This window comes from Sporosarcina koreensis (genome assembly GCF_042655825.1).
Lineage (GTDB): Bacteria > Bacillota > Bacilli > Bacillales_A > Planococcaceae > Sporosarcina > Sporosarcina koreensis.
Window position 1 is genome coordinate 97,796 of the sequence record NZ_JBHSNP010000025.1, and the last position, 13,583, is coordinate 111,378.

A 13,583-nucleotide genomic window follows, 5' to 3' on the forward strand; every position below is an offset into this window, starting at 1 on the left:
GAATCATCTTTTATTATGTATAGTGGATAAGGAAGATTGTAATACTAGACATTTTTGATAACAGTTTGTTCATTTTGAACAACAGAAACACCCCATGAAGAAGGATTCTTCATGAGGAATTTCATAACATTCATTATTTCTCAAAAATGGTTCCTTTTTTGAAACTTGAATTTTTAAATGCGAACTTAGATAGAAGGTAATAAGATGTACCTGCCACGACTAAACCGATGATCCATGCAAGTTCAACTACTAAAAACGCAGCGCCCGCACCGATAAACATGGCAATCAATCCTGCTGGATTATATCCGGCAAATGATCCATCATCTTTATACAGATCAGTCATATCCACTTTCTGTTTTCTTAAAATATAATAATCAACAAGAAGGATGGCGATAACTGGTCCTAAAAATGCCGAGTAGATCAGAATGAACATATTCAAACCTTTAGCTGATGATTCCTGGATAAGCAACCAAGGGAACGCACCTAGCGCAAGCAAACCTGTAATCGTTACAGAAGCTTTGTATTTCAATTTCGTCAGCAACGTTATGACGTATGCCGGCGGAATGATGTTTGCTACCATATTTGTCGCAATAACCGCAATTACGATAAATGCAGATACGAATACGGAAACATAATCATTATTCAATATGATCGGAAGTGCTTGTGCCGGATTCGTTACACCCGTTGCAGCAGCGAGCATTGCCCCGATGACAATAACAAAACCATACGAAATCGTGATTGGGATAAAGTATAGTGCTCCACGTTTCTTATCACTGATGCCAGTTTTCAACTCTCGGGAATAGTCTGCAGCACTTACGAAGATCCCCGCATAGTTTCCTAAGAAGACCATGATAAGACCGAAGAACGGCAAGCCCCATGAGCCTTTAGCTTGTACCCAGTTTTGTGCGATGTCGGCTGTGTGTGATGTCATAAGGATACCAAATACATACACAAGTGCCGCCATGAATACAACTGACGCAACTGTCTCTACCCACTTGATCGCATGGAAGCCGAATAGCGATAGTACGATCTGGAATAGTTGAAGTGCGATGAAACAGACAACAACATTGTTGAATGAACCATGTGTAACAATCTTCATAATTTCATTCAGCGCCGTACCACCGATCCAACTCTGAATCCCGTACCAGACGATGGCGGGTACACCGCGTAATAAGGAAGAAATGACTTTTCCTTTAATTCCGAACGACATTCTTAACTGTACAACGTACGGAATACCTTCTCGATAACCGACTCGGTCATTCAACGCGAAAATCGTTGAAATGATTCCGATGGAGATGAGAGCTGCCAAGATTGTTTGGAAGATGTTCAACGTTGCAACTCCCGCTACAATTACGCTCGCTCCTAGGGTCATATTCCCTAAGTTAACCCCGTCTCCGATCCACATGAAGATATAGTCTCTAGGTTTGACGGTTCTATCCGCAGCGGATTTTGGATGAAGCGACTCGTCCAAACCCGTAGCTTGTTCAACTTGAATCGTGTCGACACTTTCATTGATTGTAGACATATCCAATGCCCCTTTCAGTTCTGTAGTGAAAGCTTCATATATTTTGACTGATGCTTTGCTTCGGAAAGTATTCTCTCGTCTTGCACCTCTTATTATACATAGCTTCGCCTTGAAGGTCTTTATGTCTATTAACCAAAATGCACAACTGTTAGCTAGATACAGTGCATAACTTTTTTCACACATACAGCCTCTTTGGACAACTAGTTGTTCAATTTGAATAACAAGATTTATGCATAACCTGTTGTATATTTTGAACAATCTCTATGAAGGGTGCATAGCGAGAAACTATTTTGAAAAAGCAAAATGAAGCTTCAGCTGGCAAGTCCCTTTAAAAGAACGAGTAGTTGAAATAAATAAAAAGAGGACTTTCAAATCTCTATCACGAAGACAGTACATATAACAGTTAAGGAGGATACTTATGAAACCACCCATAGCAAAACGCATTCCCCATCCCCATGAGCTGCATGGCGATGTGCGCGAAGACGATTATTATTGGCTGAAGGATCGTGATAATCCGGAGGTCATCCAGTATTTAGAGGAAGAAAATCGGTATTTTGACGAAATCATGCGCCCGCTTGAGGAGCAGACCGAGCAGATTTATCAAAGCATGGTGGAACGGGTTCCAGACTCCGAAGTGAAAGTGCCGGTGCAGCATGGACCGTATTTCTACTATTCGCGGTTGGATAAAAGCAAGCAATATCCTATCTACGCACGTAAGCAGGCGGCGAGCCGCGACCTATTGCCAGAAGCAACGGAGGAAGTGGTGCTAGATCTGAATGAACTGGCTAAGGAAGATGACTATTTAAGCGTAACGGTACAGCGAATGAGCACCGATCATAACCGCCTCGCTTATTTGGAAAACCGGGATGGAACGGACCGATATACGATTCATATAAAAGATATGGAAACGGGAGAGCTTCTGCCGGACCGCATTCCGGATGTGTTTTTATATGGAAGCTTGGAGTGGAGCCGCTCTGGCGACTCTATTTTTTACATTACGGTTGATGAATTCCAACGTCCATGCAAGTTGTGGAGACATCAAATCGGCAGCACGGAAAGTGATCAGCTCATTTACGAGGAAAAAGACACGACATTTACTTTATTCCTAAGTAAATCGCAAAGCGGGAAATTCATCTTTGTTTATTCCTATTCAACAACGACGAGTGAAGTGCGTCTAGTAGACACGGATTCCCCGTTATCCCCCTTGCAGCTAGTTGATGAGCGCCGTGATGGAATCCTGTATTATGTCGAGCATTGGGAGGACGACCTGCTCATCCTGACAAATGAAAATGCGCTCAACTTCCAGCTGCACCGTTGCCCTCTCGATGATCTAACAACGCGGGAAAACGTCATTGCGTATAACGAGGACCGCTATCTTCAAGGAATATACCCATTCCGCGACAAGTTGTTAGTCGGCGGCCGCGAGAACGGGTTGACACAGATTTGGGTAGTGCAGGACGGTAAGCTCGAGCCGATTGAATGGGATGAACCCCTCTATACTGTGTCGATTGTAAACGAGCAAGATTATGAGACCGCGGAAGTCTTACTCCAATATGAGTCATTGCTGACGCCAAAGACTACGTATGGATTGAATTTGCTAACTGGAGAGAAGCGTCGTTTACAAGTTGCTCCGGTCAGCGGGGAATATGATCGATCCAACTATCGTCAAGAACAATTATGGGCGATAGCTGAAGATGGCGTTAAAGTACCGATGACTGTCGTTTATCAGGAAGGTGCGCTCGATGCTGGACCAGCACCGTTGATTCTGTATGGATATGGATCGTATGGAGCGAACAGCGACCCACATTTTGACCCGTACCGTCTTCCGCTCTTGGATAAAGGAATTGTGTTTGTGACAGCGCAAGTCCGCGGCGGTTCCGAAATGGGACGGAGTTGGTATGAAGATGGAAAAATGCAAAATAAGCGAAACACGTTCACCGATTTTATCGCTGCTGCGAGACATCTCATTGAGCAGGACTACACAACCCCAAGCCAAATGGCGGCCCGAGGAGGCAGTGCTGGAGGCTTGCTCGTTGGTGCTGTGGCCAATTTGGCTGGCGAGCTGTTTGAAGTCGTCGTTCCAGCAGTTCCGTTCGTCGATGTCGTTACGACGATGATCGACACGACCATTCCCCTTACCACTTTGGAATGGGATGAATGGGGCAATCCTCAAGATCGGGAAGATTACTTCTATATGAAGTCATATAGCCCTTATGACAATGTGGAGGCGAAAGACTATCCACATATGTATATCACAACCGGCTTGAACGATCCGCGGGTCGGTTACTGGGAACCCGCTAAATGGGTTGCACGCCTAAGACAGTTGAAAACCGATGACAACACGATTGTGTTTAAAACGAATATGGGCGCTGGCCATTTTGGCAAGTCAGGCCGCTTCAACCATTTGAAAGAAGCTGCGGAATGTTATGCTTTCATTCTTGATAGACTTGGCGTCCCTACCGAAGAGACAATTCTAAATCCCCGTTAATCCGGGGATTTAGAATTGTCTGCGACACACGCAATTTGACTATACTGTCTTTCGAGGAGTGAAGGACATGTATAAATTGTTGTCACATAATGATTTGGACGGCGTTGGATGCGGAATATTAGCGAAGCTTGCTTTTGGAAAGCAGGTCAGAGTGCGCTACAATTCCGTTTCCAGTCTCGACCGCGAAGTGGAATGGTTTTTGGAGAATGAAGATAAGGAAACATTTTTGTTCATTACGGATTTGTCGGTCAATGAAGAAAATGAGAAGAGGCTTGAGGCGTTTTATGAAGATGGCGGAAAGGTCCAATTGCTTGATCATCATAAAACAGCACTGCACTTTAATGAGTATGAATGGGGTCATGTCGTCGTAGAGGATGATGAAGGAAAATTAACTTCCGCGACTTCCCTATTTTATGAATACCTTGTTGCACATCAACTGATGAAACCATCCGAATCGGTAGCCGAATTTGTCGAGCTCGTAAGGCAGTATGATACATGGGAATGGGAAAAAAATAATAATCAGTCTGCACAACGTCTAAATGCCCTCTTTTTCCTAATCACAATTGATGAGTTTGAAGAAAAGATGATTGATCGACTACTCTCAGACGACCATTTCCACTTTGATGAATTTGAAAAGAAATTACTCGACATGGAAGAAAATAAAATCGAACGCTATATTCGCCGGAAAAGGCGGGAACTTTTCCAATTGAAAGCGGGCGATCTTTTTGCTGGAATCGTGTATGCGGAATCCTACCATTCAGAGCTTGGCAATGAACTTGGCAAAGAGTACCCTCATCTTGATTACATCGTCATCTTGAACATCGGGGGTAAACGAGTCGGATTTCGAACAATCCATGATCATATTGATGTATCTGGAGTTGCCGGGCAATTCGGTGGAGGCGGGCATGCAAAAGCATCTGGTTGCTCTTTAACGAAGGATGCATTTCAACGATTTGTCTTGGACACGTTCCACTTGGAGCCATTACGGGAAGACGCGAGACGAAATCGCTACAATGTGAAACATTCTTCGTTCGGTTCCCTCTATAAGAACCGAATGGAAGAGAGCTTTTTCATCTACCCGGAAAACGATGAAGATTGGGCCATTCAACAAAATAATAAAAAACTGGAACGGAACTTTACAAGCTTTGAGGAAGCGGAATGTTTCCTTAAAAGAAATTACGAAGCATGGCTTGTACGGGACGATGCTTTCGTCAATTTCTTAATGGAACAGATACGAAGTATTAAATAAATCAACACGCAAAAAGTGACCTCCCAAAATGCGAGGTCACTTCTTCATTACTGCACCGTATAACCTCCATCCAACACGACCGCTTGACCGGTCATGCCTTTCGCTCCATCGCTTGCAAGGAACAGTGCCAAATCGGCGATTTCCTTTACATCTAAAAGCCGCTTCTGTGGAACCAATGGATAAATGACTTCCTCCAATACGGATTCAAGTGGAACATTGCGAGTTGTCGCCAAGTCCTGCAGCTGATTGCGCACCAACGGCGTGTCAACATACCCAGGACAGATTGCGTTCACCGTAATGCCATCCGCTGCCGTTTCGAGAGCGGCCACTTTCGTCAGCCCGATGACGCCATGTTTCGCTGAGTTATACGCGGCTTTCCCTGCGAAACCGACAAGTCCATTAATGGAAGCCATATTTAGGATACGTCCAAAACCATTTTTCCTCATATGGGGCAATACAAGTTTAGTTGCAATAAATGGCGCTGTGAGCATAATTTTAACAAGCAATTCGAATCGCTCCGTCGGAAAATCCTCGAGCATTGCAACATGCTGCATCCCTGCATTATTAATGAGAATATCAATTCTTCCAAAGTGATCGATTGCTTCATTTATCGCCTTTTCCAAATCCGCTTCAGACGTGACATCACACGTGATGCCAATTGCGTCTCCACCCAAATCCTTGGCAGCAGCTTTCACTTTTTCCTCATTGATATCAGAAAGCACAACCTTGGCACCGGCTTCAGCAAATTCTTGGGCAATTTCAAAACCGATCCCTTGTGCAGCTCCTGTAATAAATAAAACTTTTCCTTCTACCATGCGAATTCCTCCTGCAACAAAAATACAGGGCGCTTAAAGTGATATACCTATGGCGCCCCAAAGGTTTACTGTCGATCTGTTTTTAGTTTGTTTCATATGATATTGGTTAAATCCCTAACCCTAAGGAGAACAGTATAATTGCAATTGCCACTCCGATTACTGGGACAATTACAGTTAAGGCACCCACTGGACCGTATGCATTCCGGTGTGATTCACCGCAAATAGACTGAATGGTTGTGACAACATAGCCGTTATGCGGAAGGGAATCAAGCGCACCGGACGAGATGGCGACAACGCGGTGCAATGCCTCTGGATTTACGCCCATATCCATATAATGAGGAGCGAGCAATGGCAATGCAATTGACTGACCACCAGATGCCGAACCTGTCATACCTGCAATAACTGATACCGCGATAGCAGCACCGATTAACGGTGAGCCTGGAATGCTCGTCATAGCGTCAACCGCCATTTGGAACGCGGGAACTGCCTTTGCAACTCCACCAAATCCTACGACCGCAGCTGTGTTACCAATCGCAACAATTGCTCCGAGTGTACCAGCAGAAATTGCTGTTCCGAAATTCGCAGAATACTTTCTTCCAACGAAGTACGTCGCGATGATTCCACCTAGCAAAGCGACAATCAATGCTGATTGTGCCAGCTTGTTATGGAAGATAAACGAAATAACCAAGACTACAACCAATGGAATCATAGACAAGAACGGATTAGGAAGTTTACGTGTTGTATCGAATGTCGGATCCGTATCTCTGCCGACAAAACGCTCTCCTTTGTTGACTGCCTTTGTGATCATTCGCTTTAACCACCAGTAGCCGAATACAGCCATAAACACGGCAACAATCGCACTGACTTCCCAACCAGCCCAAGGAGATGTCCCTAAGTATTTAATTGGAATCCAGTTTTGAATTTCCGGAGAACCTGCTGAAGTCATTGTAAATGTAACGGAACCCAACGCTAGAGCCGCAGGGATAAATCGTCTAGGCAAGTCTGCTTGTTTAAACAAAGAGATAGCCATTGGATAGACGGAGAATGCTACGACAAATAGACTGACTCCGCCGTAGGTCAAGATTGCACATGCAATAACAATAGCAAGCGCGGCAAATTTCATTCCCATTTTATCTACAAACCATTTTGCAACGGCATCTGCTGCACCGCTATCTTCCATTACCTTACCAAAAACCGCACCAAGCAAGAACATCATATACCAGGATGCAATAAACGATGTAAAACCACCCATGTAACTCGATACAAAGTCGGCTTGTCCTTCTTCAGCAAGCGTAGCGAATAACGGCATTCCACTCATTAGCGCAACAAACAGTGCAGAAACAGGACCGACAATCAAAATATTTACGCCCTTCATTGTCAGGAAAATAAGAAGAGCGAGTCCCCCAATCAAACCAATCATACCTAATGCTTCCATTGCATTTTCCCCCAAATGTAATTATAATTTTCGGTTAATTAAAGCGAAAAATAAAGACAATAGATACAAAACAATTCATCGATAACTCTTCTCCCTTGAGTTCACCTCCAATATATGTAAGTAGTAAAGCGCTTTCAATTCATTTAATCAAAGCTTATGAAAACTTGCAAACCCTTATTTCTAGGCGTTTTACTAGATAAATAGAAAAAACAGTCCGGAAATTCGGACTGTTCATCTCTAACCCTTTCCAGCATATGAAACACCTATTTCATTGTGTCCGGATTTCCGTACTGGTGTCCGGAAGGTCGGAAAATAGGTCAAAACTCATATTTTTTCAACTTCTCATAAAAGGTGCTTCTGCTTAGGCCCAACACCTTTGCCGCTTCTCTCTTATTCGGGTGCATTTGAAGGGTTTCGGAAATGATATTCCTCTCCATTTGCTCTACAGCTTGCTGTAACGTTAGGGTATTTCTCGTATAATATCCTGACTTGACTCGAACTTCTTGAGGCAGGACACTAGGTTCAATCACATTTCCGTTTGTTAAATAGACAGCTGCTTGGACTACATTCTGCAATTCCCTCACGTTCCCTGGCCAACTATATTCTTGTAAATAGTGCATCGTCTCCGGTGCAATTGACAGATTACGATTTCCGACTTTTGCAATCGTCTCGTGAAAAAAGTGATTTGCAATTTCCTTGAAATCATCCATCCGCTGACGAAGCGGTGGAATTTGCAAGGTGATGGCATGTATCCGATAATAAAGATCCTCTCGGAACTTTCCTGATTCCAACAAGTTTTTCAAAGGTTGATTGACAGCGGCGATGATTCGGACGTTTACTTTTTTTGCATGGTGCGACCCGATCGGTTCAATCGTCCCTTCTTGGAGCACCCGTAATAATTTAACTTGCATCGATAGTGGCATGTCCCCTAGATCATCCAAAAACAATGTTCCGCCCTCGGCTTGCTGGAATCTCCCCTTCCTTTGGATTTGGTCGGTAGATCCGACACTGCCAAAAAGCTCAAGTTCAAGAAACTCTGCTGGAATTGCGGCACAGTTCACTTTCACAAAAGGCTTTTCAGAGCGGCTCGATAGGTGATGAATGCTCTGCGCAAACATTTCCTTTCCCGTTCCGCTTTCCCCCTGGATTAATACAGGCAAGTCACTTGGGGCAATCATTCGAATGGTCTCTTTAATCGATTTGATCGAATCGGAGGTTCCAAGAATATCCTGTAGTTGGAAGGTCGTTTTTTCTGTTGCCTGTCCAATCTTAATTTTCTCCATTGTCGTTCTCACATGGGAGCTTAAGTTATGCCAATCGTGCAGGTCACGAAAGATGACACTTCCGAAAGCCCCTACAGTTTCCCCATCCACTCTCAATGGAACACGATTCGCTAACATATAGGTTCCTTTTATAAAGTGCGGCGATGCGATATGCTCCTCACCCGTCTCAATGACTTCATGCATACGAGTGTTTTCAATGACTTCGTTCACTGGTTTTCCGATTGCTTCTTCACGAGTCGTTTCAAGGAACTTACAGTATTCTTCATTGATATATAAAATGTTCGCTTCTTTATCAACGACGACAAACCACTGAAATGCATTCTCCAATATCTCCATTAAAACCGATTCTGTCAGTCTATCTGTTACTGATTTCATCATACCCCTCCATCGCATTTCCTTGCGCACTAATTTTCTCAAAAAAGTAAATATAGTGCAAACGGAAATGTTTGTAGGAAAATAAAAATGAGATGAAATCATTCCCGTTCGAATGAATTTCATCTCATTTTTATCGTTATTGATTCAAATCATAAATCTGGCCTTTTATTAAATACGCAGCGCTTTCGGCGATGTTTGTAATGTGGTCGGCGGTGCGCTCAAGAAAGCGATTGATGAACAGTAATTGAACGAGCTGTGTTGTTTCTTCTGGGTGTTGGCGTAAGTATTCAGTGATGCTTTTATAGTTTTGCGCATAGGCATCGTCGACTTGATCGTCCAAAGCGGCGACTTCCTTAGCCAATTCCATGTTTCCATCAATGAATGCAGTTACTGCCTTTTTAAGCATGTTAAGGGAAACCTCATTCATTTGCTCAAGACTTGTAATATTGATCAATGATTCGGTTTTCCCGATTTTAGCTGTCGCTTTCGCGATGTTTACTGCGAAATCGGCGATTCGTTCGATATCAGAAGTGATTTTTAATGACGCAATGATTCTTCGTAGATCAGTTGCAAAAGGTTGCTCTTTTGCAATAAGCCACACTGCAAATTGGTTGATTTCATGGTCAAGATTATCAATTGCTGTGTCTTCGTCAATGACCCGTAACGCCAATTCAACATCTTGCGTTTTAAAAGCAGTGAACGCCTTCTCAAATGCAGATACGGTAAGTGCGTTCATCTCCAACATTTTGTTTTGCAGTTGTTGCAAGTTCTTGTCAAAGTTTTTCCTCACGTTCATCATTACAGTCACCCCTTGATTTGATTAACCAAAACGTCCCGTTACATAATCTTCAGTTCTTTGATCTTTCGGATTTGAGAAGACGGAATTTGTTACATCATATTCAATAATTTCTCCATTTAGGAAGAATGCGGTTTTGTCCGATACCCGGGCAGCCTGCTGCATATTATGCGTCACAATTACAATTGTATATTCTTTTTTCAATTGTGCAATCAATTCTTCGACCTTTAATGTTGATATTGGATCTAGTGCCGAAGTAGGCTCGTCCATGAGAATGACATCCGGTTTCATCGCAATTGCACGGGCAATACAAACCCTTTGCTGCTGACCACCTGATAGACCGAGTGCTGACGACTTAAGACGGTCTTTCACTTCATCCCAAATCGCAGCGCCACGCAAGCTTTCCTCCACAATTTGGTTCAGTTCTTTCTTACTTTTAATCCCCTGTGCCCGAGGTCCGTACGCAACATTATCATAGATACTCATCGGGAATAGATTCGGTTTCTGGAATACCATTCCGACTTTTGTACGAAGCTTAATGACATCACTGGATTTATAGATATCTTCGTTATCGATTGCAATATCTCCGTTGATTTTCACTCCATCAATCAGATCATTCATCCGGTTGAGCGTTCGTAGAAAAGTCGACTTCCCACAACCGGATGGACCGATTAACGCTGTCACTTTCTTTTCTTCAATATCTAACGACACACTGTAAAGTGCCTGTTTCTCTCCATAAAAAAGACTTAAATCTTTTACACTAATCTTAGCTGTTCCTTCTGATTGCCTCTTCATAAGCGCTACATGTCCTCCTTCACTTCTTGCTCCATTAATAATCTGCTTTATTCAACTTCTTGGATATGAACGTAGCTGAGAAGTTCAAAATCAAGATGATAACGATTAACACAATCCCAATTGCAGCCGCAAGCTCAATATCTCCTGCCTCCTGTGTAACTAAAAAGGCGTGGACCGTTAATGTCCTTGCAGAAGAGAATATGCTTGAGGGCATCGCCGCCACAGTTCCGGCGGTTAAAAATATCGCAGCCGACTCGCCGATAATCCGGCCCATGGAAAGAATGATTCCCGATAGGATTCCGGGCATTGAACTCGGCAAGATGACTTTAATGAGTGTTTGAAGTTTCGTCGTTCCTAAAGCCAAAGAACCTTCTCTATACGACTGAGGGACTGTTTTCAATGCTTCTTCTGTTGTACGGATGACGACTGGCAATACGATAATCGTCAACGTTAATGACGCAGAGATGATTGACATGCCGAGCTTTAACGTCGTCACAAAAAATACTGCACCGAACAATCCATAGATGATGGATGGAATCCCTGTTAAGCTTTCTGTCGCAAAACGGATTGTTCTGACAAGCCGGCCTTGCTTCGCGTACTCTTGGAGGTACACAGCAGCCAAAATCCCGATGGGGGTTGCAATAACGAGTGAAATGACGATTGTGTACACGGTTGTAACGATCATTGGCCAAATGCCACCGCCGCCTGTTGGGGAATAACTCCCGAAAATAAATTCAAAATTGATGAGACGGAATCCTTTATAAAAAATGTATCCTACAATAAGCAACAGAATACCAACCGTTACTAAGCTTGCAAACCATAGAAGGCCACGCAATAAGTTATCCTTAAAAGTCCTCATCTTAGTTAGCACCCCTTGTGCTGATTTTTGCTAAAACGAAATTCAAAATCATGATAAAGGAGAACAACACAATTCCTGTTGCAAATAACATTTCTTGATGAACCCCTGCAGCATAACCCATTTCCAAAGCAATATTTGTTGTCAACGGGCGGACACTGTCTGTCAGGCTTGTAGGAACGATCAAACTGTTTCCTGCTATCAAAATAACCGCCATCGTTTCCCCGATCGCTCTACCTAAACCTAAAACAATGGCTGCCATAATACCGGATTTTGCCGCCGGTACGACCACTTTAAAAATAGTGCCGATTTCAGAAGCCCCGAGTGCCAAAGAACCTTCCCGATACGTTTTGGGAACCGCGCGAATTGACGTTTCAGCTACCGTCACAATTGTCGGAAGCATCATGATCGCTAATACGACAATAACGGCCAATAAGCTTTGCCCTTTCGCTAAACCTAGGTAGTTTTGCAGAAACGGCACGATAATAGCAAGTCCGAAAACACCATACAGAACAGACGGGATGCCAGCAAGCAATTGAACGGCTGGTGAAATGATTTTTGCAACTCGTTTTGGGGCGATTTCGGATAAGAAAATAGCTGTAAATAATCCAATCGGTACACCGATGATCAACGATCCAATTGTCGCGTAAATGGATGCGACAATCATGGGGAATATCCCGAATTTATCCTCCCCCGGCACCCAATCGACTCCGAAGATGAAGTCGAAAAAGCTGTAACCTTCCGCTATGAACGGATGGGAACCTCTATAAAATACAAAGCCGACGATTAACAACAAGCTGAGTACTGATAAGAGTGCACAAAGCAGGAAAAGTTTTGATGATAAACTTTCCAACATATATTTTCTTTTATTTGATTTACCGTTACCTATGTGGTGTTTCTCAATAGGTGGGCTTGTCATGGCTGCATTCCTCCAAGATTACCTTTATAGGGCAGATGTAGATTCAATTCATGATTCGTTAACGGGTATAGCCCCGGTTTCAGACACAACAGCTTGTCCATCCGGACTTAAGATATAATCAATGAATTTCTGTCCGGTATCCGTTAACCCTTCTTCCATATGAACAAACAAAAATGGACGGGAAAGTTTATATTTTTTCTGAAGAACATTTTCTGCTGTTGCTTGCACACCATCGATGTTGATCGTTGAAATTGACTCATCGATATATTCGAAGGAAATAAAACCTACTGCATGCTTATTTGTTGCAACAGTCGTTTTAATATTCCCGTTTCCACTTGCAATGAGGGCACTTCTCACTAATTCACCTGATGAGTAGTCAACGATTTCCTGGAATGCATCACGTGAACCTGAGCCGTCCTCTCGGGAAACGACTACAATCTCCAAGTCATCTCCGCCAAGCTCTTTCCAGTTTGTCACCTCACCGGTGAATATTTTCTTTACTTGCTCCAACGTGAGATCTTTCACTTTATTCGTCGGATGAGTGACGACAACAATACCGTCGTACGCAATTACTGTTTCTTTCAATCCTTTGTCGATCTCTTCCTGTTTCAAGTCACGGGAGGACATGCCGATTTCGGACACGCCATTGATTGCATTTGTTATGCCCGCTGATGATCCGATCTGGTTAATCTCTATTTTGACATCGTTGCTTTCTTCGTATTTATATGCTAATTTTTCTGCCAATGGCCCTACGGAAGTCGACCCGGAAATAGCGATTGTCGGTAAACCTTCTTTTGACGATTTGTTACCCCCTTCGGCACTGTTGCCGCACGCAGATAAAACGACCGCTATGGAAATAACCATTATTCCTTTCGTTACTTTACTAATAAATTTCATAGTTGTCCCTCCGGCATGATTTGTTGACCCAATGTAAATAATAATGTCCATTTGTAAATTCTATTAGGTTTTATTGTAAAGGTTTTGTAAATTCACTTTACACAATTGGGTGGCGTTTCCTAAAATAATGTATTTCCCTGGTTATATGAT

The 13,583-nt window shown here is 43.2% G+C and carries 11 protein-coding genes; 2 read left to right on the forward strand and 9 right to left on the reverse strand.

Features of this window, described 5'->3' with window-relative positions; translation table 11 throughout:
* Window positions 1–133: 133 nt before the first annotated feature.
* Window positions 134–1,525 (reverse strand): NCS1 family transporter, encoded by a 1,392-nt coding sequence (locus ACFPTP_RS11370; RefSeq protein WP_381444922.1) that lies wholly within the window; start codon window positions 1,523–1,525, stop codon window positions 134–136.
* A gap of 418 nt (window positions 1,526–1,943) precedes the next feature.
* On the opposite strand from ACFPTP_RS11370, the gene ACFPTP_RS11375 reads away from it, so the two are divergent.
* Together ACFPTP_RS11375 and ACFPTP_RS11380 are read left to right on the forward strand one after the other, a co-directional pair.
* Entirely contained in the window at window positions 1,944–4,013 is a 2,070-nt protein-coding gene (locus tag ACFPTP_RS11375) for a S9 family peptidase (protein WP_381444925.1), read from the forward strand.
* 67 nt (window positions 4,014–4,080) lie between these two features.
* Window positions 4,081–5,262, forward strand: a complete 1,182-nt coding sequence (locus tag ACFPTP_RS11380; protein ID WP_381444927.1) for a DHH family phosphoesterase — start codon at window positions 4,081–4,083, stop codon at window positions 5,260–5,262.
* 47 nt (window positions 5,263–5,309) lie between these two features.
* Here ACFPTP_RS11380 and ACFPTP_RS11385 read toward each other — a convergent pair whose 3' ends face one another.
* From ACFPTP_RS11385 to ACFPTP_RS11420, 8 genes are all read right to left on the reverse strand, one after another.
* Window positions 5,310–6,077 (reverse strand): 3-hydroxybutyrate dehydrogenase, encoded by a 768-nt coding sequence (locus ACFPTP_RS11385; protein WP_381444930.1) that lies wholly within the window; start codon window positions 6,075–6,077, stop codon window positions 5,310–5,312.
* 106 nt (window positions 6,078–6,183) lie between these two features.
* Window positions 6,184–7,512 (reverse strand): GntP family permease, encoded by a 1,329-nt coding sequence (locus ACFPTP_RS11390; protein ID WP_381444932.1) that lies wholly within the window; start codon window positions 7,510–7,512, stop codon window positions 6,184–6,186.
* A gap of 317 nt (window positions 7,513–7,829) precedes the next feature.
* Window positions 7,830–9,170 (reverse strand): sigma-54 interaction domain-containing protein, encoded by a 1,341-nt coding sequence (locus ACFPTP_RS11395; RefSeq protein WP_381444934.1) that lies wholly within the window; start codon window positions 9,168–9,170, stop codon window positions 7,830–7,832.
* A gap of 136 nt (window positions 9,171–9,306) precedes the next feature.
* Window positions 9,307–9,969 (reverse strand): phosphate signaling complex protein PhoU, encoded by a 663-nt coding sequence (gene phoU, locus ACFPTP_RS11400; protein ID WP_381444937.1) that lies wholly within the window; start codon window positions 9,967–9,969, stop codon window positions 9,307–9,309.
* Between the two features lie 21 nt (window positions 9,970–9,990).
* Entirely contained in the window at window positions 9,991–10,761 is a 771-nt protein-coding gene (gene pstB / locus ACFPTP_RS11405) for a phosphate ABC transporter ATP-binding protein PstB (RefSeq protein ID WP_381444940.1), read from the reverse strand.
* Between the two features lie 34 nt (window positions 10,762–10,795).
* A complete protein-coding gene (gene pstA, locus ACFPTP_RS11410; RefSeq protein ID WP_381444942.1) occupies window positions 10,796–11,620 on the reverse strand; it encodes a phosphate ABC transporter permease PstA in 825 nt (274 codons plus the stop codon).
* A 1-nt stretch (window position 11,621) separates the two neighbouring features.
* Complete coding sequence (gene pstC / locus ACFPTP_RS11415) at window positions 11,622–12,536, reverse strand: phosphate ABC transporter permease subunit PstC (protein WP_381444945.1); 915 nt, start codon at window positions 12,534–12,536, stop codon at window positions 11,622–11,624.
* A gap of 48 nt (window positions 12,537–12,584) precedes the next feature.
* Complete coding sequence (locus ACFPTP_RS11420; RefSeq protein WP_381444948.1) at window positions 12,585–13,433, reverse strand: phosphate ABC transporter substrate-binding protein; 849 nt, start codon at window positions 13,431–13,433, stop codon at window positions 12,585–12,587.
* Between the last annotated feature and the right edge of the window lie 150 nt (window positions 13,434–13,583).